General features: G+C 70.8%; 19 protein-coding genes. 15 read left to right on the top strand and 4 right to left on the bottom strand.

Features of this window, described 5'->3' with window-relative positions; translation table 11 throughout:
* Positions 1-179: 179 nt before the first annotated feature.
* Complete coding sequence (locus LR394_RS43065) at positions 180-1,457, top strand: C40 family peptidase (RefSeq protein ID WP_231444186.1); 1,278 nt, start codon at positions 180-182, stop codon at positions 1,455-1,457.
* Between the two features lie 100 nt (positions 1,458-1,557).
* Here the strand turns inward: LR394_RS43065 and LR394_RS20090 are convergent, their stop codons facing one another.
* A complete protein-coding gene (locus tag LR394_RS20090; RefSeq protein ID WP_231444184.1) occupies positions 1,558-2,058 on the bottom strand; it encodes an inorganic diphosphatase in 501 nt (166 codons plus the stop codon).
* A 79-nt stretch (positions 2,059-2,137) separates the two neighbouring features.
* Between LR394_RS20090 and dacB the strand changes: the two genes are divergently transcribed.
* From dacB to LR394_RS20030, 12 genes are all read left to right on the top strand, one after another.
* The gene (gene dacB, locus LR394_RS20085; RefSeq protein ID WP_231444182.1) at positions 2,138-3,568 is read left to right on the top strand and encodes a D-alanyl-D-alanine carboxypeptidase/D-alanyl-D-alanine endopeptidase; all 1,431 of its coding nucleotides are present in this window, start codon (positions 2,138-2,140) and stop codon (positions 3,566-3,568) included.
* Between the two features lie 44 nt (positions 3,569-3,612).
* Positions 3,613-4,707, top strand: a complete 1,095-nt coding sequence (locus LR394_RS20080; protein ID WP_231444180.1) for a zinc-dependent metalloprotease — start codon at positions 3,613-3,615, stop codon at positions 4,705-4,707.
* Positions 4,700-6,157 (top strand): tRNA lysidine(34) synthetase TilS, encoded by a 1,458-nt coding sequence (gene tilS / locus LR394_RS20075; RefSeq protein WP_231444179.1) that lies wholly within the window; start codon positions 4,700-4,702, stop codon positions 6,155-6,157. Before LR394_RS20080 ends, tilS begins: the two co-directional genes overlap by 8 nt.
* Before the next feature lie 50 nt (positions 6,158-6,207).
* Positions 6,208-6,762 carry a hypoxanthine phosphoribosyltransferase gene (gene hpt / locus LR394_RS20070; protein ID WP_331283086.1) on the top strand — a complete coding sequence of 185 codons (555 nt, stop codon included), beginning with the start codon at positions 6,208-6,210 and terminating at the stop codon, positions 6,760-6,762.
* Positions 6,763-7,019: 257 nt separating this feature from the next.
* The gene (gene ftsH, locus LR394_RS20065) at positions 7,020-9,020 is read left to right on the top strand and encodes an ATP-dependent zinc metalloprotease FtsH (protein ID WP_231444178.1); all 2,001 of its coding nucleotides are present in this window, start codon (positions 7,020-7,022) and stop codon (positions 9,018-9,020) included.
* Positions 9,021-9,134: 114 nt separating this feature from the next.
* Positions 9,135-9,737 (top strand): GTP cyclohydrolase I FolE, encoded by a 603-nt coding sequence (gene folE, locus LR394_RS20060; RefSeq protein ID WP_231444177.1) that lies wholly within the window; start codon positions 9,135-9,137, stop codon positions 9,735-9,737.
* 100 nt (positions 9,738-9,837) lie between these two features.
* The gene (folP, locus tag LR394_RS20055) at positions 9,838-10,674 is read left to right on the top strand and encodes a dihydropteroate synthase (RefSeq protein WP_269329485.1); all 837 of its coding nucleotides are present in this window, start codon (positions 9,838-9,840) and stop codon (positions 10,672-10,674) included.
* Positions 10,671-11,621, top strand: coding sequence for a 2-amino-4-hydroxy-6-hydroxymethyldihydropteridine diphosphokinase (gene folK / locus LR394_RS20050; RefSeq protein WP_231444174.1), 951 nt, complete (start codon positions 10,671-10,673; stop codon positions 11,619-11,621). The genes folP and folK overlap by 4 nt, the downstream gene beginning before the upstream one ends.
* Before the next feature lie 4 nt (positions 11,622-11,625).
* Positions 11,626-12,114 (top strand): DUF3180 domain-containing protein, encoded by a 489-nt coding sequence (locus LR394_RS20045; RefSeq protein ID WP_231444173.1) that lies wholly within the window; start codon positions 11,626-11,628, stop codon positions 12,112-12,114.
* Positions 12,115-12,432: 318 nt separating this feature from the next.
* A complete protein-coding gene (locus LR394_RS20040; protein WP_407937089.1) occupies positions 12,433-13,653 on the top strand; it encodes a glycosyltransferase in 1,221 nt (406 codons plus the stop codon).
* The gene (locus LR394_RS20035; protein WP_231444171.1) at positions 13,643-16,339 is read left to right on the top strand and encodes a right-handed parallel beta-helix repeat-containing protein; all 2,697 of its coding nucleotides are present in this window, start codon (positions 13,643-13,645) and stop codon (positions 16,337-16,339) included. The genes LR394_RS20040 and LR394_RS20035 overlap by 11 nt, the downstream gene beginning before the upstream one ends.
* Positions 16,336-17,535 carry a right-handed parallel beta-helix repeat-containing protein gene (locus tag LR394_RS20030; protein ID WP_231444170.1) on the top strand — a complete coding sequence of 400 codons (1,200 nt, stop codon included), beginning with the start codon at positions 16,336-16,338 and terminating at the stop codon, positions 17,533-17,535. The genes LR394_RS20035 and LR394_RS20030 overlap by 4 nt, the downstream gene beginning before the upstream one ends.
* Before the next feature lie 64 nt (positions 17,536-17,599).
* On the opposite strand, the gene LR394_RS20025 is transcribed toward LR394_RS20030, so the two are convergent.
* The gene (locus LR394_RS20025; RefSeq protein WP_407937088.1) at positions 17,600-18,703 is read right to left on the bottom strand and encodes an NADH-quinone oxidoreductase subunit D; all 1,104 of its coding nucleotides are present in this window, start codon (positions 18,701-18,703) and stop codon (positions 17,600-17,602) included.
* Between the two features lie 247 nt (positions 18,704-18,950).
* Between LR394_RS20025 and LR394_RS20020 the strand changes: the two genes are divergently transcribed.
* Together LR394_RS20020 and LR394_RS20015 are read left to right on the top strand one after the other, a co-directional pair.
* On the top strand, positions 18,951-19,445 hold the full coding sequence (locus tag LR394_RS20020; protein ID WP_231444168.1) for a PH domain-containing protein: 495 nt from the start codon (positions 18,951-18,953) through the stop codon (positions 19,443-19,445).
* The gene (locus LR394_RS20015) at positions 19,442-20,965 is read left to right on the top strand and encodes a PH domain-containing protein (protein ID WP_231444166.1); all 1,524 of its coding nucleotides are present in this window, start codon (positions 19,442-19,444) and stop codon (positions 20,963-20,965) included. Before LR394_RS20020 ends, LR394_RS20015 begins: the two co-directional genes overlap by 4 nt.
* Here LR394_RS20015 and LR394_RS20010 read toward each other — a convergent pair.
* Positions 20,930-21,790, bottom strand: coding sequence for an SAM-dependent methyltransferase (locus LR394_RS20010; RefSeq protein WP_231444164.1), 861 nt, complete (start codon positions 21,788-21,790; stop codon positions 20,930-20,932). The genes LR394_RS20015 and LR394_RS20010 overlap by 36 nt on opposite strands.
* A complete protein-coding gene (locus tag LR394_RS20005) occupies positions 21,790-22,527 on the bottom strand; it encodes a methyltransferase domain-containing protein (protein WP_231444162.1) in 738 nt (245 codons plus the stop codon). The genes LR394_RS20010 and LR394_RS20005 overlap by 1 nt, the downstream gene beginning before the upstream one ends.
* Positions 22,528-22,560: the final 33 nt, after the last annotated feature.

Below are 22,560 nucleotides of genomic sequence, written 5' to 3'. Positions count from 1 at the left end.
GACCAGGGCTCTTGCGTTGGTGGAGCTGGTTGGGGGTGGCGCTGATGGGACTGGCCGAGGTGGGGCTGGGTGGGGGACGGTGAGCTGGGACCCGTTCGGGCGTCACCCGGGCGGGCTAAAGGTGGTGGGGGAGGCCGTCGAACTTCGCTGTGAGATGCCAGGCGGAGAGAGGCGGCAAGGTGCGAACTCGACGGGTACGGGACGTGGCGGGGGTGCTCGTCCTGGCGGCGGCACTGGTGACCGGTCCGGCGCTGAGTGCGGCGGCGGACGAACCGATTCCGGGTCCGGGCGAGGTGCGGCGGGCGCAGCAGCAGGCCGACGCGGTGGCCTCGCGGGTGGCGGTGATCCAGGCTCAGCTGCGTAAGTCGCAGCAACGGGTGGAGGCGGCCGAGCTTGCCCTCAGCCAGGCGGCCGAGCGGTTCAACCAGGCTCAGGTGAAGCTGGCCGAGGCGCAGAAGACGGCCGACGCTGCCCAGGTCGTGGCGAAGCAGGCCGGCGAGCGCCTGGACGGGGCCCAGGAGCAGGTCGGGAAGCTGGCGGCGCAGGCCTACCGCAACGGCGGGAATCTGGCTGACCTGGAGGTGCTGCTCTCGCCCAAGGGGCCGCAGAGCGTGCTGGCCCGGGCCTCGATGATGCAGATCGTGGCCGGGCAGCAGCAGCGCACGGTACGTAAGGCCGACTCGGCCCGGGTGGTCGCCAACAGCCTCACGGCGCAGGCCGAAGAGGCCCTGAAGCGCAGGCAGGCGGCCGCCGACGAGCTGGCGGAGGCCAAGCAGGAGGCCGCGCAGCGCTCCCGGGTGGCGCGCGATGCCTTGGCCGCCGACACCGCTCAGAAGAACCAGTTGCTGGCCGAGCTGGCGCAGACCCGGCGCACCTCGATCGAGGTCGAGCGGCAGCGCGAGGAAGGGCTGCGCCGGCAGGCCGAGCAGCAGCGGGAGGCCACGGCCCGAGAAGCCGTCGACAACGACCGACCGGCCGGCCACAACGGCAGCGGGACCGGAAGCGGAAGTGGCGCCGAAGCGTCCTCTGGTTCGAGCAGTTCAGGCAGTTCGGGCAGTTCGAACAGCTCGGGTTCGTCCAGCGGGAGCAGTTCGGCCGGCGCCTCGGCGGTGGCCTGGGCCAAAGGCCGTCTGGGTCTGCCCTACCAGTGGGGCGGCGAGGGGCCGGGCAGCTACGACTGCTCCGGCCTGACCATGAAGGCGTGGGCTCAGGCAGGCGTCGCCCTGCCGCATTCGTCCCGGCTGCAGTACCAGTCGGTCGAGCACGTCTCGTACGGCAACCTGCGCCCCGGGGACCTGCTGTTCTTCGGCACCAGCGTGAGCAACCCGGAGAGCATCCACCACGTGGCCATGTACGTCGGTAATGGCCAGATGATCGAGGCGCCCTACACCGGCGCCCAGATCCGGATCGTCCCGCTGCGCAGCTCCGGGGCCATGCCCTACGCCGGGCGGGTCTGAAATCCGCAAAAGCCGCAGCTGAGAGCGTCCGTAAGCAAAACCACTGAGGCGGGGCGCCCCTACGAAGGGGAGCCCCGCCTCAGCCGCGTCAGATCAGAGATCAGTGCGGGTAGACGCCACCGGCGTCGAGCAGCCGCTTGCGCGAGTTCTCGATCTCGGCCTCGGCGGCGGCCCGGCTGGCCCAGGCGGCGTCCTCGACGGACTTGCCCGGCTCGAGGTCCTTGTAGGTCTCGAAGAAGTGCTGGATCTCCAGGCGGTAGAACTCGTTGACGTCGGTCAGCTCCTGGAACACCTCGAGGCGGGGGTCGCCCGAGGGGATGCACAGGATCTTGTCGTCGCCGCCCTTCTCGTCGCGCATGTGGAACATGCCGATCGCCCGGCACTTGACCAGGCAACCCGGGAAGGTGGGCTCCTCCAGCAGCACGAGCGCGTCCAGCGGGTCGCCGTCCTCGCCCAGGGTGCCGTCGATGAAGCCGTAGTCGGCCGGGTAACGGGTCGCGGTGAAGAGCATCCGGTCCAGGCGGATCCGGCCGCTCTCGTGGTCGACCTCGTACTTGTTCCGCTGTCCCTTGGGAATCTCGATGGTGACGTCGAAGTCCACGGGTTGTTCGCTACCTTCCGGCATGTGAGTGAGCGGCCCAGAGTATTCTCGAACCGATGGATCATGAGGTGTGACCGGCGTGTCTGACGTCACCCAGCGGACGGCCAAGCGGTTGGTGCTCCGCCTCACCGTCGTTCTCGCTGTTCTCGTCGCCGCACTGATCGCCGCCCTGACGGTACTTGGTCCTTTCGGCGATCGGCAGTCCGGATCCCCCCAAGAGGCCATTGGTCCCTTGACCGATCGGGTGCCCGGAGCCGTGCTCCCGCAGCAACAGTCACGTGCGGTTCTGCCTGCGGTCAGTACCGATGCCCCGGAGATCTCCGCGACGAAGCTCACACAACGCATGCGTGAGCTGATGGCCAGCAAGGACCTGGGCAAATCGGTCTCGGTGGACGTTCTGGACCCGCTGACCGGGGAGCACCTGCTCAGCCGGGCGGCCGGCGCCGCCCGGACCCCGGCCTCCACCGCCAAGCTGCTGACCACCACGGCCGCGCTGTCGGCGCTGGGCTCGCAGCACACCCTGAGCACCACCACGGTGGGTGAGGGCCGCACGGTCTACCTGGTCGGCGGCGGAGACGTGCTGCTGGGCGCCGGGGAGAGCGACGAAGGTGCGGTGAACGGGCATGCCGGGCTGGCCACGCTGGCCGAGCAGACTGCCGCTGCGCTGGAGGCATCCGGGCAGAGCAGCGTGCGGGTGATCCTCGACGACACCCTGTTCGAGGGGCCGGCGATGGCTGCGGGCTGGGACCAGTCGGACGTGAACATCGGCTACGTGGCGCCGGTCTACTCGGTGGAGATCAGCGCGGGCCGGCTCAAGGAGGGCAACTACGTGCCCCGCTCGCAGGATCCGGGGATGGCCGCTGCCAAGGTGTTCGCCGAGGCCCTGGCCGACCAGGGCCTGAAAGTGTCGAAGAAGGTCACCCGGGGCGAGGCTCCCGAGGGCGCCACCCCGCTCGGCGAGGTGAAGTCGGCCACGATCGGTGACCAGGTGGAGTTCACCCTCGACCACAGTGACAACACCGCGGCCGAGGCGCTCGGCCGGCTGGTGGCGATCGAGCGTGGTGAGGGTGCGACCTTCACCGACACCGGCCCGGCGGTCCTGGCCGAACTGGCCGAGCACGACGTACCGGTGGACGAGACCTCGCTGGCCGACGGCAGCGGGCTTTCCGCTCAGAGCGCAATTCCGGTCCAGACCCTGACCGCGGTGCTCGCCCTGGCCGCCTCCGACGAGTCCCAGGGCCTGCGCCCGGTGCTCACCGGGATGCCGATCGCCGGGGTCTCCGGCACCCTCGCCGAGCGCTTCGAGGCCAAGTCCGAGAAGCCCGCGACCGGCCTGGTCCGGGCCAAGACCGGCACCCTGAGCGGGGTCAGCTCGCTGGCCGGGACCGTGGTGGTGACCGACGGCCGGCTGCTGACCTTCGCCGTGATGGCCGACCAGGTGCCCTCCACCGTGGCCGCCCGCGAGGCGCTCGACGCGTTCGCCGCCGAACTCGCCGGGTGCGGCTGCTAGAGACTGGAGGTTCGGCCTCACCCGGATGCACGTACCGTTGATCCATGGCAGCGGATTCCCCGAGCACTCTGGCGCCCGAACCGGTCGACACGATGATCAACTGGGACCTGGCGGCCCGCACCGCGGCCCGGGTCGGCCGCTCCGGCCCCGAGGTGAGCACCGCCGAGGCCCAGCAGATCGTCGGCGAGCTGCGGCAGGCCGCGATCACCGCGCACCCGCACGTGCAGTCGGTCACCGGGCTGCACGCCACCCCCGGCGAGGGCGTGCTGGTGGTCGACCGGCCGGGCTGGGCCAAGGCCAACATCGCGGCGTTCCGGGCCCTGCTGGCGCCGGTGATGAAAGACCTGCAGGAGAAGAACGAGGAGCGGGGTAAACCGCTGCCCGGTACGCGGCAGAGCGCGATCGGAGCGCGGGTCACCGGGGCTGAGATCGGGGCGCTGCTGGGGGTGCTCTCCAGCCGGGTGCTGGGCCAGTACGACGCCTTCGCCCAGCCCGGCCGGCTGCTGCTGATCGCGCCCACGATCGTGGCCGTGGAGCGCGATCTGGAGGTCGTGCCCGAGGACTTCCGGCTCTGGGTGTGCCTGCACGAGGAGACCCACCGGGTGCAGTTCACCGCCTCCGACTGGCTCACCGAGCACCTGCTGTCCGAGGTCCGCGGCCTGATCGGCGAGCTGATGCTGGAGCCGGGCCAGGTGACCGACCGGCTCACCCAGGCGCTGCGCGGGCTGCCGGACGTGATCCGCGGGGAGGGCGAGGGCCGCTCGGTGCTGGACGCCGTGCAGACTCCCGAGCAGCGCCGCCGGCTGGCCCGGATCACCGCGGTGATGTCGCTGCTGGAGGGCCACGCGGACGTGATCATGGACGACGTCGGCCCGCAGGTGGTGCCCACGGTCGCCACGATCCGCCAGCGGTTCACCCGGCGGCGGGCGGGCCGGGGCGCAGTGGACCAGATCCTGCGCCGGCTGCTGGGGCTGGACGCCAAGGCCCGGCAGTACGCGGACGGGGCGAAGTTCGTGCGGGGCGTGGTGGACCAGGTCGGCATGGACGGCTTCAACGCGGTCTGGACCTCGCCGAACACGCTGCCTCAGCCCGAGGAGATCAACGACGCGAACGCCTGGGTGCGGCGGGTGCATGGATGACGTGCTCACGGCCGTCCACGTGGCGGTGCGGGACAGTCTGCGCGATGTCTTCGCCGAAAGGCTGACGGGGGACGCTCGCAGCACCGGGGCAGGTAGGCGCGGCTCTCGCGGCGGCCAGGAAATTGAGGACGGGGTAGGCGCCGGCGGGGGTCGGCGCGGCTTTGGCGGTGGTCGGGTAACTGAGGACGGGGTGGGCGCCGGCGGGGGTCGGCGCGCCTTGGGCTCGGGCGGCTCGGGCGGCTCGGGCGGCTCGGGCGGCTCGGGCGGCTCGGGCGGCTCGGGCGGCTCGGGCGGCTCGGACGCAGGGCCGGCGCTGGTTCTGGTGGCCTGCAGCGGTGGGCCTGATTCGCTGACCTTGGCCGCGGTGACTCTGACCACGGCCCGGGCGCACGGTTTTCGGGCCGGGGCGGTCGTGGTGGATCACGGCTGGTCGGCCGAGGGTTCGGCGGCGGGGGCGCGGGCGGCGCAGCAGTGTCGTCGGTTGGGGCTGGCGCCGGTCGAGTTTCTGGCTGTGGACGCCGGTGGTCCCGGTGGCGGTTCCGGTGGTGGGGGAGGGCCGGAGGCAGTGGCGCGGGCGGCTCGGTACGCCGCGCTGGAAGAGGCGGCGGCGCGGCACGGCGCGGCGGCGGTCCTGCTCGGGCACACCCTGGACGATCAGGCCGAGACGGTGCTGCTGGGGCTCGGCCGGGGGTCGGGGGCGCGCAGCCTGGCGGGGATGCCAGTGCGGCGAGGGTTATTCCGGCGGCCTTTCCTGGGGGTGCGGCGTGAGGTCGTCGCGGGTGCCGGGGCGGCCCTCGGGCTGCACCCTTGGCACGATCCCGCGAATCAGGACCCGGCCTATACCCGGGTGCGGGTGCGGCGGCTGTCCGGCGAGCTGGAGAAGGCCCTGGGCTCGGGCACGGCCGAGGCCCTGGCCCGGAGCGCGGATCTGCTGCGCGAAGACGCCGACGCCCTGGACACGTTGGCTGCCGAACTCTTCGCCGAGGCGCTCGCCCGGGCCCGGAGCGGCACCACTGAAGACTCGGAAACGTGTACACCCGGTACGCATGGCACCACGGGTACACGAAGCGTCCGGGGGTCTGCGGATGACGCTGATAGCGAAATCGGAGCTGCCCCGATCCACGGGCCGGCGCCTGCCGTCACTCACCACCTCACTGCCACAAGCACCGTCACCGGGCCGCCCACGTCCTCTGCTCTGCTCCTGGCCGTCGAACCTCTGCTGGCCGCCCTGCCGGCCATCCGCCGTCGCGCACTGCTGGCCGCCGCTGCGCGAGCCGGCTGCCCGGCGGGCTCGCTGACCCATCGCCACGCCCTCGCCCTGGACAAGCTGGTGGCCGACCGGCGAGGTCAGGTGGCGCTGCCGGGCCGGGTGCTGGCCGAGGTGATGCGAGCCTCGCCCGGGGGGCCGGGGGCCCGGGTCTGCCTGCGTCGGCGGATTGTGGCAGGCTGAAGGGCCGCCGGATCCGGCGCGCCCCACCTCCGAACGTACCTGGGAGACTTGTGGACGCCTCCGACATGGGGTCTGACCTGGAGAAGGTCCTTCTCACCGAGGAGCAGATCCAGGATCGTCTGGCCGAAATGGCCGCGCAGATCGAGAAGGACTACGCCGGGCAGGAGGTTCTGCTGGTCGGTGTGCTCAAGGGCGCGATCATGGTGATGGCCGACCTCAGCCGCACCCTGCACCGCAGCTACGAGACCGACTGGATGGCGGTCTCGTCCTACGGCTCGGGCACCAAGTCCTCCGGCGTGGTCCGCATCCTGAAGGACCTGGACCGCGACATCAGCGGTCGGCACGTGCTGATCGTCGAGGACATCGTCGACTCCGGGCTGACCCTGTCCTGGCTGATCGCCAACCTGAGCTCACGCGGGCCGGCCTCGGTCGAGGTCTGCACGCTCCTGCGCAAGCCCGACGCGATGAAGGTGGATCTCAAGGTCCGCTACGTCGGGTTCGACATACCCAACGAGTTCGTGGTCGGCTACGGCCTCGACTACGCCGAGCAGTACCGCAACCTGCGGGTGGTGGGCACCTTGGCGGAGCACGTGTACTCGAGCTGAGCAAGTAGCTGTGAAGTGCGGCCGGGCAGTTGCCGGGCGGAACAGGCGGGCAGGTTCCTCCGTTCCCCTGATAGCTGCCCGCCGGACGCCCGTGCTTTCACGCCAGGGTCCACACCGGCGCAGCGGCGACATTCAGCAAGATGCGCACGGGCCGAACCGGGTTGACACAGGTAGGTCTGTGGGCATCGGTGTACCGTCGTCCTATTGAGCACGAGCAGGAGGGTCGGGGCCTTGGCGGCCCCAGGTGAACACACGGCATGGACGTCAAACGACTGACGCGGGGGCCGGCGATCTGGGTGATCGTCTTCGTGGTCCTGCTCATCATCGGGGCCCGCGTGTTCGCGCCCGACCAGTTCAAGAAGATCGATACCTACCGGGCCATCGAGCTGATCGAGCAGAGCAAGGTCGACAGCGCCGTGGTGATCGACGGCGACCAGCGCCTCGAGCTCACGCTGAAGCCCGGCAACGAGATCGACGACTACGAAAAGGTCGAGGCCAACTACATCTCGCAGCGCGGTGACGAGATCATCGAGCTGCTGAAGGCCAACGAGCCCGCCAAGGGCTTCAACGACGAGGTACCGCGCTCGTCCTGGTGGTCGAGCCTGCTGATCGGCATCCTCCCGCTGATCCTGCTGCTGGCCGTGTTCTGGTTCCTGATGGGCCAGATGCAGGGCGGCGGCTCGCGGGTGATGAACTTCGGCAAGTCCCGGGCCCGGCTGGTCAGCAAGGACACCCCCAAGGTGACCTTCGCCGACGTGGCCGGTGCGGACGAGGCGGTCGAGGAGCTCCACGAGATCAAGGAGTTCCTGGCCGAGCCGGCCAAGTTCCAGGCGGTCGGCGCCAAGATCCCCAAGGGCGTGCTGCTGTACGGCCAGCCCGGTACCGGTAAGACCCTGCTGGCCCGGGCGGTCGCGGGCGAGGCCGGGGTGCCGTTCTACTCGATCTCCGGTTCCGACTTCGTCGAGATGTTCGTCGGTGTCGGTGCCTCCCGGGTGCGTGACCTGTTCACCCAGGCCAAGGAGAACGCCCCGGCGATCATCTTCGTCGACGAGATCGACGCGGTCGGCCGGCACCGTGGTGCGGGCCTGGGCGGCGGTCACGACGAGCGCGAGCAGACCCTGAACCAGCTGCTGGTCGAGATGGACGGCTTCGACGTCAAGACGAACGTCATCCTGATCGCGGCCACCAACCGGCCCGACATCCTGGACCCGGCGCTGTTGCGCCCGGGCCGTTTCGACCGGCAGATCGCGGTCGAGCCGCCGGACATGAAGGGCCGCACGAAGATCCTCTCGGTGCACTCCAAGGGCAAGCCGATGGCGCCCGACGTGGACCTGGAGGGAGTGGCCCGCAAGACCCCCGGGTTCAGCGGTGCCGACCTGGCCAACGTGCTGAACGAGGCCGCGCTGCTGACCGCCCGGGCCAACGCCCGGGTGATCGACGACCGGGCGCTGGACGAGGCGATCGACCGGGTCATCGCCGGGCCGCAGAAGCGCACCCGGCTGATGAGCGAGAAGGAACGCAAGATCACCGCGTACCACGAGGGTGGGCACGCGCTGGTGGCGGCGGCGATGAACAACACCGAGCCGGTCACCAAGGTCACGATCCTGCCGCGCGGTCGCGCCCTCGGCTACACCATGGTGCTGCCGCAGGACGACAAGTACTCGACCACCCGCAACGAGATGCTGGACCAGCTGGCCTACGCGCTCGGCGGCCGGGTGGCGGAGGAGATCATCTTCCACGACCCGACCACCGGTGCCTCGAACGACATCGAGAAGGCCACCGGGATCGCCCGCTCGATGGTGACCACGCACGGCATGTCCGAGCGGGTCGGCGCGATCAAGCTGGGCCGGGGCAGCGGTGAGGTGTTCCTGGGCCGCGACATGGGCCACGAGCGGGACTACTCCGAAGAGGTCGCCGGAGTGGTCGACGACGAGGTCCGCCGGCTGATCGAGGCGGCGCACGACGAGGCCTGGGAGGCGCTGGTCGAGAACCGCGACATCCTGGACCAGCTGGTGCTGGCGCTGCTGGAGAAGGAGACCCTGAACCGGGGCGAGTTGGCCGAGATCTTCGCCGGGGTGCGCAAGCGCCCGGTCCGGCCGGTCTGGCTCTCCAGCGAGCGCCGCGCGGTCTCCGACATCCCGCCGGTCCTCAGCCCGGCCGAGCGCCGCGCGGTGGCGAACGGCAGCAGTGCCACCGCCTCGGCGAACGGTTCGGCCAACGGGAGCGCGAATGGTGCCGACTACGGAGATCTGAACTAAGTTCTTCGATCAACGAGTCCCCGCAGATCCTTCGGGATCTGCGGGGATTTTCATCTGAACCGGGCCGTGGCGACGCAGGGGGAAGCGCGGCCGGAAAGCATCTGGAGAACTGACGTGGCACACGAGCTGGACACCCCCCTAGAGGCGGCCGTCGACACACCCCGGATCGCAGCAGCCGTCCGGGAGATCCTGCTCGCGATCGGGGAGGACCCGGACCGCGACGGTCTGCTGGAGACCCCGGACCGGGTCGCCCGGGCCTACGGCGAGATGTTCGCCGGGCTGCGGCAGGACCCGGCCGACGTGCTGTCCACAACCTTCGACCTCGGGCACGAGGAGATGGTGCTGGTCCGCGACATCGAGCTCTACTCCTGCTGCGAGCACCACCTGGTGCCGTTCCACGGGGTGGCGCACGTGGGCTACATCCCCAGCACCGACGGCCGGATCACCGGGCTGAGCAAGCTGGCCCGGCTGGTCGACGTGTACGCAAAGCGACCGCAGGTCCAGGAACGGCTCACCACCCAGGTCGCCGATGCACTGGTTGAACACCTCAAACCACGCGGAGTGATCGTGGTACTCGAGTGTGAGCACCTCTGCATGTCGATGCGTGGCGTCCGCAAGCCGGGCTCGCGTACGGTGACGTCGGCGGTGCGTGGGCAGCTGCGCGACCCCGCCACCCGGGCCGAGGCGATGAGCCTGATCGCCGGGCACGTTCGCTGACTTCAAGCACATAGAGGAAAAGGCCGTGACGCACACAGGGGGTACCGCCGGGAGCCTGCCCGGTCTGCCGAACGGGAGCAGGCTGGAACGAACCCTGGTGATGGGCGTCCTGAACGTCACGCCCGACTCGTTCAGCGACGGCGGCCGCTGGCTCGATCCGGACGCCGCGGTGCGCCATGGTCTGGAGCTGCGGGCCGAGGGCGCGGACCTGGTGGACGTCGGCGGCGAGTCCACCCGCCCGGGCGCCGAGCGGGTGTCCGAGGAAGAGGAACTGCGCCGCACGGTGCCGGTGGTCCGGCGGTTGGCGGCCGAGGGCATCGCGGTGAGCATCGACACGATGCGCGCAAGCGTGGCCCGGGCCGCCCTGGAAGCCGGCGCGGTGCTGGTGAACGACGTCAGCGGCGGCCGGTGGGACACCGCGATGCCGGCCCTGGTGGCCGAGTCCGGAGCCGCGTTCGTGGCCATGCACTGGCGCGGGGTGCAGGCGCTCGGCCGGGCCGAGCACGACCTGGCCGCGCGCTACGACGACGTGCTGGCCGAGGTCTCGGCCGAACTCCTGCAGAGCCTGGACGCGCTGGTCGCGGCCGGGGTGGACCCGGACCAGGTGATCCTCGACCCGGGCCTCGGCTTCTCCAAGAACGCCGAGCACAACTGGGAACTGCTGGCCCGGCTGGAGGCCTTCGCCGGGCTCGGCCGGCCGGTGCTGGTCGGGGCCTCGCGCAAACGATTCCTGGGCAGCCTGCTGGCCGGGCCGGACGCCGCGCCCGCCCCGGTCGGCCAACGCGACGATGCCACCGCGGCGATCAGTACGCTGGCGGCGCTCGCCGGGGTCTGGTGCGTCCGGGTGCACGCGGTGCGCGCCAGCGTGGACGCCGTGCGGGTCGGGGCCGTGGTCCGGGAGCACACGCGTTCGGGAAGGACAGCGGGGACACTGTGAGTGCGGGACTGGGCTTCGGCCCGATGACGTCAGCCTCCGGGCGGCTGCTGGACCAGATCCGGCTTTTCGGGGTCACGGCCCGCGGCCACCACGGGGTGTTCGAGTTCGAACGCCGCGAGGGCCAGGACTTCACCGTCGACGTGGTGCTGCACACCGACGTCACGGCGGCCGCGGCTGGGGACGACCTGAGCAAGACCGCCGACTACGGCGTGCTGGCCGGGACGGTGGCCGAGATCGTGCGCGGTGAGCCGGTCGACCTGATCGAGACCCTGGCCGAGCGGATCGCCCTGGCCTGCCTGGAGGCGGACGGGGTGCTGGCCGCCGACGTCGCGGTGCACAAGCCCCAGGCCCCGATCACCGAGTCGTTCGCCGACGTGGTGGTGGCCCTGCGCCGCGAGCGCACCATCACCCTGGAGCGCGCCCCCAAGGAACCGGTGCCGATCGTCCTGGCGCTGGGCACCAACCTGGGCGACCGGCTGATGATCCTTCGCGACGCGGTGAAGGAGCTGCGGGCCGCCGAGGGAGTCGAGCTCACCGCCGTGTCCCCGGTGATCCAGACCGATCCGGTGGGCGGCCCGGACCAGCCCGACTACCTGAACGCGGTGGTGCTGGCCACCACCACGCTGAGCGCCCGCGACGTGCTGGCCCTGGCCAACCGGATCGAGGCCGACCACGGCCGCGAGCGGGTCGAGCGCTGGGGCCCGCGCACCCTCGACATCGACGTGATCAGCTACGGCAACCTGCGCAGCTACGACGAGACGCTGACCCTGCCGCACCCCCGGGCCCACGAGCGGGCTTTCGTGCTGGCCCCCTGGCACGCGCTGGACGGGCACGCCGAACTGCTCACCGACAGCGGGCCGCAGAAGGTGGCCGCGCTGCTGGAGGAGGCGCCCGACCGGCTCTCGCTGCGGCACCGCCCGGAACTTTCGCTCGAGCACTGGTCGTGATCCGGTGAAGGGCGCCAAACTCGGCACCACCCTGCTGATCGGGGTGGTTTCCACGGCGGTCTGCTGGGTGCTGCTGGACACCTGGACGGGGCAGGGCCACCAGGCTCCGCCGCTGCCCTGGACCGCGGTGGCCGGCCTGGTCGTCCTGGTCCTGGTGATGATCGCCGCCGGGCTGCCGATGCGCCGCTGGCAGCGCACCGCTCCGGCCGAGCGCTCCGGCGTGCGCCGCCCGATCGATCCGCTGGTCGCCGCCCGTACCGCGGTGCTGGCCAAGGCCGCGGCCTACGGCGGGGCGCTGATCCTGGGCTGGTACCTCGGCCAGGGCCTGGTCCTGCTGCCCGACCTGCTCGGTGACCGGCTCACCCGCTTCGTGACCGCGCTGGTGGCGGCGGCCGGGGCCCTCGCCCTGAGCGTGGCCGGGTTCGTGGTCCAGCGCTGGTGCCGGGTTCCCCCGGACGACGAGGACCAGCCCCGGGACCCCTCCGAGCGGTAACGCTGAGGCACCGGTTGCCGGTGTGAAGGCTGGGATCCGACGGGCTCGGAGGGAACTCTGCGCCAGTAGGAAAACCCCTGGGCGCTAGGGTGACTCAAACATCAGCCGAACGGACATTCCTGCCGGTACGGCCGTTTGGGCGCGCTCTCCTAACTACGCTGGGTACCCGATCGTCAGCACCCAGGTCGTAGAGCCCCAGGAGAGGTCTTGCCGTTCGCAGTCGCGCCCGTGCTCGCAACCGTGCCCGTGGCGGCCAGGCCCCTGGAGGTCGTCAACGCCCTCGTGCCCTGGGACTCGGTGCAGGACGCCCGGGCCTGGATGCCCCTGGGGGTGGCCGGGGTCATCGTCTGGAGCCTGTGGATCTACCGCTGGCTGCTGTCCCGGGTCTACCGGCCGGTCAGCAATCAGTTCGTCACCACCACGTCGGTGGTCGTGCCGTCGTTCCGGGAGGACGTCGAGATCCTGAAGCGCTGCCTGGCGACCTGGCTGTCGCAGGGGCCCTCCGAACTGATCGTGGTGCCGGACGTCGAGGACGTCGAGTGCATCGAGATGCTCAACCGGGTGGGCGACCCCCGGCTGCGGGTGCTGCCGTTCGAGCACCGGGGCAAGCGTTCCGCGCTGGGCGTGGGCATCCGGGCCGCGCGGGGCGAGGTGCTGGTCCTGACCGATTCCGACACCGCCTGGGAGCCGGGCCTTCTCGCCGCCGTGCAGATGCCGTTCCAGGATCCGCAGGTCGGGGCGGTGGCCACCCAGCAGAAGGTGTACAAGCGCTGGTCCAGCGTCTGGCGGGTGATCGCCGACTGGATCATCGACCTGCGCTACTACGACTACGTGCCGGCGATGGGCCGGGCCGGTGGGGTGATCTGCGTGTCCGGCCGCACCGCGGCCTACCGGCGGGCGGCGGTGCTGCCGGTGCTGGAGAACCTGGAGCACGAGTTCTTCCTGGGCCGGCGCTGCGTGGCCGGTGACGACGGCCGGCTGACCTGGCTGGTGCTGGCCTCCGGCTACCAGACCGTGTTCCAGTCCAGCGCCCAGGCGCTGTCGATGTTCCCGGCCACCTTCAGCGCCTTCGTCAAGCAGCGGGTGCGCTGGAGTCGCAACTCCTACCGTTGCTACCTGACCGCGCTGTGGAAGGGCTGGCTGCGCGACGTGCCGTTCGTCTCCAAGATCACCGTGCTGCAGATCCTGCTCACCCCGGTGACCATGGGCATGGCCCTGACCTACCTGGTGCTCTCCCGGATGACGCCGGGCTGGGGCGGCGTGCTGCTGGCGCTGTGCTGGCTGATGGCCGGGCGGCTGGTGCGCAGCGTCTCGCACCTGCGCCGGCACCCGGCCGACATCTTCCTGCTGCCGGTGGTCACCCTCGTGGTGATCATGATCTCGCTGCCGATCAAGCTCTACGCCTTCGTCACGATGAACAAGCAGGGCTGGCTGACCCGGCACTCCGACCAGGTCGGGGGCGACGGGCAGGACAACGCCTCGCTCGGCCTGGAGCAGCTCGACGAGCCGCGGCGCGGGGTGGTTCTCGATGTCCGCTAAACGTTTTCGGGTGATCTCGGGGCTGGCCGCGGTGGTGCTGGCCGGTGGTCTGGTCACCGCGTTCGGGGTCTCCGGGGTGACGGCGGCCGAGCGGCCCGCCGGGGGTAAAGAGGTCGAAGGGCTGGCGGCCCGGTCTGCGCGAGTAGATCCGGACCGGCAGGCCGAGATCGTGGCCGGGGAGGACCGGCGGGTCACCCAGGCGCTGCTGAACGCCCAGGTCAAGAAGGAGAAGAAGATCACCGGGCCGTACCGGGCCCAGCCGAACGGCCAGTTCACCCTGGTGCTGACCGCCCGGCGCAAGCCCTACAGCTGGACCGACCTGCGAAAGCTGTCCGCCGACAAGCTGGTTCCGCAGGCCGACGGCTCGTTCCTGCTGCGTGAGCACATCCTGGTCGGGCCCGGGGCCACGCTGTCGATCAGCCCCAGCCGCCCGCTGAAGATCAAGATGTCCTCCGGGCCGGAGGGTTTCACCTCGATCGTGACCGACGGCGGCCGGATCCGGCTGAACGGCTCGGCGACCGCGCCGATCAGCATCCAGAGCTGGGACGAGTCGCACGGCCGGCCGGACACCCGGCTGTCCGACGGCCGGGCCTACGTGCGGGCCAGCGGCCAGCTGGTGGTCTCGTACACGAAGTTCAACCGGCTCGGGTTCTGGAGCGGGCGCACCGGTGGGGTGTCGGTGGTCTCGGCCAGCTCGACGCCGAACACCGAACTCAACGGCAACGCCGCCACCGGGGTCACCGACGATCCGGTGGCCAAGCGGGCCACCAGCCACACCGACATCCTGCCCGCGGGCAAACTGCCCAGCACCCTGCAGGAGGACGAGTCCGGCTCGTTCGCCTCCGCGATCCAGAACGCCACGATGACCGGAAACGCCTTCGGGCTGTTCATCTCCGGCTCCTCCGGGCCCCGGGTGACCGACTCGGTGATCAGCAAGAGCCTGGTCGACGGCCTGGTGCTGCACCGGAACGTGGACTCGGCGACGGTCACCGGGGTCCGGGTGGAACGATCGGCGGTCGACGGCGTGGTGATCAACCGCAACGTCGAGGGCTCGGTGCTGAATCTGCTGGACGTGCGCGAGAACGGCCGCGACGGGGTGGTGATCTCCGGCAGCCCGATGGCCGACGGCCCCTCGCCCAGCGGCGCCGCGGTCCGCCCGTTCGGCAACAACGTCCTGACCACGAGCAAGAGCAGCAACAACGGCCGGATCGGGGTGCATGTGGCCGGTGGGGTGGCGCTCACCGTGCAGGGAAACACGGTCACCGGCGGGCACTCCGGGATCGTGGTCTCCGACCGGGCCAAGGACATCCTGCTGAGCAGCAACACGGTCAAGGACGCCAAGGTCAACGGGATCCAGGTGCGCGACGAGTCCAAGGTGGAGCTCACCTCGAACAACGTGATCGGCGCGGCGACCGGGGTGCACGTGCGGGACGCGGTGGCCACGCTGCGGGACAACTCCACCTCCGGCGCCACCCTGCACGCGTTCACCTTCGTGGGGGCGGTGGCCGGAAGTGTGGCCAACGGGAACCAGTTACGTGGTTCGGGCACCTCGGCGATCGACACCGTGCGGGTTTCCGGTGACCAGCCGCAGCTGATCGAGATCGATGATTCCGGTTGGTCCCGGACGGTCACGAAAGACTCGCTCCTGAGCATTCTTCTGCATCCGCTCACGATGGTCTGGATCGGCGTCGGTCTTTTGCTGCTGCTGATGAGCCGTCCCCGGCGTGGCGGTACCCGAACCCCCTACCTGGCTGATCCACTGCTGGGTAAGGGCGGACCGACCGGCGAGCACCCACCGGCGAGCGAAGCCGCCCGGGAACGGGAGAACCCGGTGCAGACCCACGAAAAGCCCGAAGTGCCACACTACGAGAAGCTGCCGTACGAAACACCCCAGGACGAGCCTCAGCCGTCCGAGCTGCCGCAGTACGAAATGCCGCAGCCCGAGGAAGAACCGGCCGCCAAGCGCGACCGGCGCCGGCGTGAGGAGCGGACGTACGAGCCGGAGCCCGCGACCCTGTTGCCCTTCGACCAGCCCGATCGGCCCGACCAGCATCAGTACGCACAGGTTCCGGAGCCCCGGCCGGTCCGGGGCACCCGGCCGATGCGCGCACCCCACCCGGCCAACGAGCCGGTCGCGTCGTCGGATTCGGTGCAGGACCCGGACGCCTGGGCCCCGAACCCGGTGGCCGTCCCGGTACCGACCCCGGTTCGCAACCCCACCACCTTGCCCCGCAACCCTGCCGCCCCGCCCCGGAACCCCATCACCCCGGAGCCGACTCCGGCCCGCAACCCCGCTACCACCCCCATGCCCGAGTCCAGGCCGGTGCGCCGGGCAGAACCGCAGCCGACCCGTCACCCCGAACCACAGCCCGAGCCGACCCGTGAACCCGCGGTCGCCCGGAACGAGACGCTGCGCCGTTCGGTGCCCAAGCTGAAACCGCGGCGTAACCCCACCCATCGCCCGGCCCTGGATCTGGACCTGGAGCCTCCGGTGGCCGCGGACTGGCGCAACCAGGTCACCCGGCCGCGCCAGCAGCCCGACGCTGAGGTCGACGTGCGTGAGGGCCGGGAGGCGGCCTCGCCGGAACTGACCCCGGCGGTTGGCACCACGGTGATCGACCTGGCCATCGCCGAGTCCCGCCGCAACCCGGTGCCGCCGCGCCGCCGTCGGGTGGTGGGCCGATGAGCAGCCCGGTCAATCGTCCCCTGATGGCCGCTGCCGCCCTTGGCATGGTGGTGACGTTCGGCGCCGGCTGGGCGGTCGGGCACAGCGGTGACGACGAGAAGAACAGCGCCGAGCGAACCGTCGCCACCCCCGCCCCGGTGATGCCTCCCACCCCAGCTCCGACCGAGAGCAGCAGCACCGACGGCTCCGGCGACGCGATGGAGTACGAGCAACTCGACGACGGCAGTGGCGAGGAAGTCGGAACCGCCGCTGCCCGGGCCAAACTCCCCGCCGTGAACAAGTGGAAGAAGGCGCCGATCGGGGTCTTCACCTGCCCCAAGGCCACGGTCAAGGTGGCCACCAGCGACCAGCTGCAGAAGGCCCTGGACACGGCCGAGCCCGGTGCCTCGATCCAGCTCGCCGACGGTCTGTACAACGGCGAGTTCCGCACCACCCGCGACGGTTCCGCGGCCAAGCCGATCTACCTGTGCGGCAGCCGCAACGCGGTGATCGACGCCGGGGCGATCAAGGGCGGCTACGCGCTGCACTTCGACGGCGCGACCAACTGGCGGGTGGACGGTTTCACCGTGCGCAACGGGCAGAAGGGGGTGATGGTCGACCGCGGGCGCGGGATCGGCCTGCAGAACCTCCTGGTCGAGCGGATCGGTGACGAGGCGGTGCACCTGCGCACCAGCAGCCGGCGCAATGTGGTGCGCGGGCTGACGATCCGCGACACCGGCAACCGGAAGCCGAAGTTCGGCGAGGGCATCTACATCGGCACGGCCGAGAGCAACTGGTGCGAGTACACCGACTGCAAGCCCGATCCCAGCAACGACAACTTCATCCTGAACAACCGGATCTCCGGCACCACCGCCGAGAACGTCGACATCAAAGAGGGCACCAGCGGCGGCGTGCTGAACGGCAACCGCTTCGACGGTTCGGCGATGACCGAGGGCGACAGCTGGGTCGACGTGAAGGGCAATGGCTGGCTGATCTCGGGCAACATCGGGGTGGACTCGCGGGCCGACGGCTACAAGGTGATCGAGATCCTGGACGGCTGGGGCTGGCGGAACCTGTTCAGCGCCAACCGGTCCACCGTGCGCGGCAACGGCTACGCGATCAACGTGACGAAACGGCACAGCGGGAACGTGGTGCGCTGCAACAACACTGCGCGAAACGCGGGCGAAGGGGCGAGCACGGTCAAGTGCCGTAAATGATCCGGGAACTGGGGACGCGGTCGAGGGTTGCTGAGCGACCAACCCTCGACCGCGTCCCCAGTTGTCATTTGTCGACGTCCCCCACCACGAAGAAGGTGGACCCCAGGATCGCGACCAGATCGGAGAGCAGGGTTCCCGGCAGAAGCCGGCTGAGCACCTGGACGTTGCTGAACGAGGCCGAGCGCAGCTTCAGCCGCCAGGGCACCTTGTCGCCCTTCGAGACCAGGTAGTACCCGTTCAGGCCCAGCGGGTTCTCGGTCCACCGGTAGACGTGACCCGGCGGAACCTTCAGCACCTTGGGCAGTTTCACGTTGATCGGCCCCGGCGGCAGTGAGCGCAGCCGGTCCACGCAGGCATCCACCAGGTCCAGGCTGACGTGAACCTGTTCCAGCAGCACCTGGAACCGCGCCAGGCAGTCGCCCTCGGTGCGGGTGACCACCCGGCCCGGCCCACCCGGCGCGAACAGCTCGCCGTAGGCCAGGTACGGGTCGTCCCGCCGCAGATCCACGTCCAGCCCGCTGGCTCGCGCCACCGGTCCGCTCACCCCGTAGGCCGCCGCGGTCTGCCGGTCGAGCACCCCGACCCCTCGAGTCCGGGCCTGCAGGATCTCGTTACCGACGATCAGGCCCTCCAGCCGGGGCAACCGCCGCCGCACCGAAGCGCTGGTCTTCTGCACCCGGGCCAGCCAGCCGGCCGGCAGGTCCTCCTTCAGCCCGCCGACCCGGTTGAACATGTAGTGGATCCGGCCGCCGGCGATCTCCTCCATCACCGCCTGCAGCTCCTCGCGCTCGGTGAAGGAGTAGAAGACCGGGGTGATCGCGCCCAGCTCGAGCGGGTAGGAGCCGAGGAACATCAGGTGGTTGAGGATGCGGTTCAGCTCGGCCAGCAGGGTGCGGGCCCAGACCGCGCGCTCGGGTACCTCGGTGCCCAGCAGCTGCTCGGCGGCCAGCACCACGCCGAGCTCGTTGGCGAACGCCGAGAGCCAGTCGTGCCGGTTGGCCAGCACGATGATCTGCCGGTAGTCGCGCACCTCGAACAGCTTCTCGGCGCCGCGGTGCATGTAACCGACGACCGGCTCGGCGCTCAGCACCCGCTCGCCGTCCACCACGATCCGCAGCCGCAGCACGCCGTGCGTGGCCGGATGCTGGGGGCCGATGTTGAGGACCATGTCGGAGGTGCTCAGGCCGGTGGAGCCGAGCGCCACGGTCAGCGCGCGCGGGTCCGTGCTGCTGCTCGCCGGCTCCGTCGAGGTCACCCGGACGAGTCTGTCACGCATCCACCCGGATGGAGCGGATCCGGCAGCAGGAAGCGGGATACCCGGGCCGCAGAAGGCGCCGGGAGGTGCGATCCGGGCGTCGGGACGGGTACATAGCCGTCCTATAGGTATGCCGGGGCGGGTGTGACATCCTGCGACTATGGCCGGGACTCTGGGCGACGTGTTCGATGCCGACGGTGTGGTCTGGACGCCGATCTCGCCGGGCCTGGCCAAGGTCAGACGCCTGATCGCGGCCTTGCTGAACACCGTTGGCGTGGTTGTGTTCAGCGTTCTCGCGGTGCTGTTCACCCCCTGGCTGTGGATCGGCAGCGCGCTGCTCGTGGCCACGTTCGCCTGGGAATGGTGGCTGATCGGGCGCCAGGTCGGGGCCTGGGGTTACGCAGAGCGGGCCGACGATCTGATGATCCGGCACGGGGTGATGTTCCGGGCCCTGGTGGTGGTGCCGTACGGCCGGATGCAGTTCGTGGACGTGCAGGCCGGCCCGATCGACCGGTTGTTCGACGTGGCGCACGTCCAGCTGCACACCGCCTCGGCCGGTACCGACGCCCGCATCCCGGGGCTGAATGCTCAGGAGGCGGCCCGGTTACGCGACCGGCTGGCCTCCCGCGGCGAGGCCCGGCTGGCGGGGCTGTGACCCAGCCGCCCGAACCCGGCTCCAGCACCGCACCGCCGCCGCCGGAACCGGGGCTGCCGGCGTACTCCGGCCTGGCCGACGGCGAGTGGCACCTGATGCACCCGGCCACCCCGCTGCTGCGTTCCTGGCAGGTCATCGCCGTGGTGCTGCTGTTCGTGGTGCAGAGCTTCGGCAACGACTTCATCGCCGGTGACGCCGACTTCGAGGGCCCGCACGTGGCCGGGCGCTGGCTGCTCGGCGGCGGGGCGGTCCTGCTGCTGATCGTGCTGGCCGGGGTCGGCCTGGCCTTCGCGTCCTGGCGGGCCACCCGGTTCCGGGTGCTCGACGAGGCGCTGGAACTGCACACCGGCATCCTGTTCCGGCAGCAGCGCCGGGCCCGGCTGGACCGGATGCAGGCGGTCGACGTGGTGCAGCCGTTCCTGGCCCGGCTGCTCGGCCTGGCCCGGCTCACCGTGGAGGTGGCCGGCGGCAAGGAGTCCAACGTCGCGCTCTCGTTCCTGCGCGAGGACGACGCCCGGGTGCTGCGCAACCATCTGCTGGCCTCGGCCGCCGGGGTGCGTTACGACGGGCCGGAGGCCCCGGAGGCGCCCGAGCGCTCCACCCTGGAGGTCCCGGTCGGCCGGCTGATCCTTTCGCTGCTGGTCAGCGGCCCGGCGATCGGCTTCGTGGGCGGGGTGCTGGTGCTCGCCGGGATCAGCCTGTGGATCGGGCATCCGGGCCCGCTGGCCGGTTCGTTCGCCCCGCTGCTGGGCGCCGCGGGCATGCTCTGGACCCGGTTCAGCAACGGCTTCGGCTTCCGGATCGCCGACTCGCCCGACGGTCTGCGCCTGCGCTACGGCCTGCTCGAGCAGCGTACCCAGACGGTGCCGCCGGGCCGGGTGCAGGCGGTCCGGCTCAGCCAGGGCCTGCTCTGGCGGCAGCTGGGCTGGTGGACGGTGCACGTGAACATCGCCGGGTACGGGGGCGACGACAACGACTCGGAGTCCGGCAGCACCCTGCTGCCGGTCGGGCCCAAGGTCGAGGCGGTCGGCGTGCTCGCGCTGGTCCTGCCCGATCTGGGGGTGCGGCCGGGCGAGAACCCGTGGGACGTGGTCGACGCCGGCCTGACCGGGGCCGGGCCGGCCGCGAATTTCCTCACCGCGCCGAGGCGTTCGCGCTGGGTGGACCCGATCTCCTGGGGGCGCTCCGGGGTTCGCGTCACCGACCAGGCCGTGCTGATCCGCAGCGGCCGGATCTACCGGCACCTCGACATCGTCCCGCACGCCCGCACCCAGAGCCTCGGCCTGACCCAGGGCCCGTTGCAGCGGCGGCTCGGGCTGGCGTCTTTCACCATGCATTCCACCGCCGGCCCGGTCTCGCCCACCGCCTCGCACCTGGATCAGGCCGAGGCCTCGGAACTCATTGCGGTGCAGTCGATCCGGGCCGAGCAAGCGCGCAAGGCGTCCGGCCCGGAACGCTGGATGGAGAGGTCCGGGCCCCAGGCGTCAGGGCATCTGCAGCAGCCAGGCGAACCCACCTAGGCCGCCGGGGTCGAGCAGTTCCTGATCGCGTACGCCCAGTTCGGCCAGGGCGTCGGCCTGAGTGGTCCACATGGTCGTCCCGGCGATCGAGTCGATGGCGACGTGCGCGGTGAGGTCCATCGATCCGTCCGGTCGCGGCGGCACCGCGCGGCCGCTGCGAAAACCGGTCAGGCTGCCCTGAGCAGGGCGTTCGGAGCGGGTGTGGGCGTAGTCGACGCAGAGTGCGGCTCGGGCCCCGGCCCGCCAGGCGCGCTCGGTCAGGTCGCGCCAGAAGAGATCGCGGGGCAGGCCGACCTCGAGCCGATCGCCCTCCTCCAGGGCGTCCGGCGGCCACCATTCGTCGATCCAGAGCCGAAATTGCGGACGAGGTGGTCCCGCCAGTTTCTCGCGTCCGGTTCTCGGGTCGACCAGAACGAGCGACGGGCAACCCCTTTCGTCGATCTCCAGCACCGGCAGCGGCACCACGTCGAGAAGCTCCCAGACGATCACCAGAGCGTCTTCAAAGGCTTCGTCCGGCAGCACGTTCAGCCCCGCGGCCCATTGGACGGACGAGGGTAGGCCCGGCGGGCGGGCCACCACGTCGACGCCCCAAAGCTCTTTCAGATCCTGGGAAACCAGGGAGGTGAGCAATTCACCCCGCCCAGCACCGACGTCTACAATTCGGCTTGCCCCCACCGAAACGGCGAGCCGGGCGATCGCCTCGGCCAGCTCGTCGGGGGCCGCGTGCGAAGCGGTCCGGAAGTGCCCGGCCGGCCCTTCCGGTCGCCGGTAGAAGCCGCCCGGCCCGTAAAGCGCTCTCTGCCAGGCGTCTTGCCACTGCAGCATCACTCCGGACGGCGGAGCACCAGGGCGACATCGGTGACCGCGAACAGGAACTTGCCCTCCGCCGCGAGCTCGGCCAGCCCTTCCACCCAGGTGACCGCGCGGGTGGCCAGTTCTGGATCGTTCTTGGTGGCGGCCAGGACCCCCATCGCCACCTTCCAGCTGACCGACCCCTGGTCGAAGCGCCGGTGGCAGTCCGCCCAGGTGTCCGCACTGACCAGCTCGAACGGCGAGCGGGTGGCCAGGCCGAGCAGCTTGCGGCCCATGAAACCGTCGGCCCGCTCGGCGAACTGCGGCACGGTGGAGACGAAACGGTCCACCAGCAGCCGGGTCAGCGCGTCGTCGGCACTGGCGAACAACGCCGTGTCCCAGTCGCTGTGGGCCAGCACCAGCAGCCCGCCCGGCCGCAGCACCCGGTAGCACTCGGCCAGGTGGGCGGTCGGATCGTCCAGGTGCTCGGCCGCGTTCAGCGAGATCACCCGGTCCAGTGAGGTGTCGGCGAACGGCAGCGGCTCGTCCAGGTCGGCCAGCACGGAGCGGACCCGGGCGTCGTGCAACACCTCGTCGTCCAGATTGGAGGCCGCATCGACCGCGTGTACCCGCCCCGGCTCGTTCCCGGTCGTCGCGGTGGCCCGCAGCAGGGCTCTGACCGTGCGCCCCGCCCCCGAGGCCAGATCGGCGATCTCCAGGCCCGGTCGATCCAGGCCGGCCAGTTCGGCAATGCGTTCGTGACGTCCCACGCGGCAACCCTACGCGGCCGACCAGGAAGCCCG

This window comes from Kineosporia babensis (assembly GCF_021129305.1).
GTDB lineage: Bacteria > Actinomycetota > Actinomycetes > Actinomycetales > Kineosporiaceae > Kineosporia > Kineosporia babensis.
This window is presented reverse-complemented; position numbering and strand designations above follow the sequence as displayed.

Excerpts from the sequence above, each read along its gene's own strand:
- LR394_RS20080 (WP_231444180.1), top strand. The coding sequence starts at position 3,613 with ATGGCAGCGGATTCCCCGAGCACTCTGGCGCCCGAACCGGTCGACACG.
- tilS (WP_231444179.1), top strand. The coding sequence starts at position 4,700 with ATGGATGACGTGCTCACGGCCGTCCACGTGGCGGTGCGGGACAGTCTG.
- ftsH (WP_231444178.1), top strand. The coding sequence starts at position 7,020 with ATGGACGTCAAACGACTGACGCGGGGGCCGGCGATCTGGGTGATCGTC.
- folP (WP_269329485.1), top strand. The coding sequence starts at position 9,838 with ATGGGCGTCCTGAACGTCACGCCCGACTCGTTCAGCGACGGCGGCCGC.
- LR394_RS20040 (WP_407937089.1), top strand. The coding sequence starts at position 12,433 with ATGCCCCTGGGGGTGGCCGGGGTCATCGTCTGGAGCCTGTGGATCTAC.
- LR394_RS20035 (WP_231444171.1), top strand. The coding sequence starts at position 13,643 with ATGTCCGCTAAACGTTTTCGGGTGATCTCGGGGCTGGCCGCGGTGGTG.
- LR394_RS20030 (WP_231444170.1), top strand. The coding sequence starts at position 16,336 with ATGAGCAGCCCGGTCAATCGTCCCCTGATGGCCGCTGCCGCCCTTGGC.
- LR394_RS20025 (WP_407937088.1), bottom strand. The coding sequence starts at position 18,703 with ATGGTCCTCAACATCGGCCCCCAGCATCCGGCCACGCACGGCGTGCTG.
- LR394_RS20020 (WP_231444168.1), top strand. The coding sequence starts at position 18,951 with ATGGCCGGGACTCTGGGCGACGTGTTCGATGCCGACGGTGTGGTCTGG.
- LR394_RS20010 (WP_231444164.1), bottom strand. The coding sequence starts at position 21,790 with ATGCTGCAGTGGCAAGACGCCTGGCAGAGAGCGCTTTACGGGCCGGGC.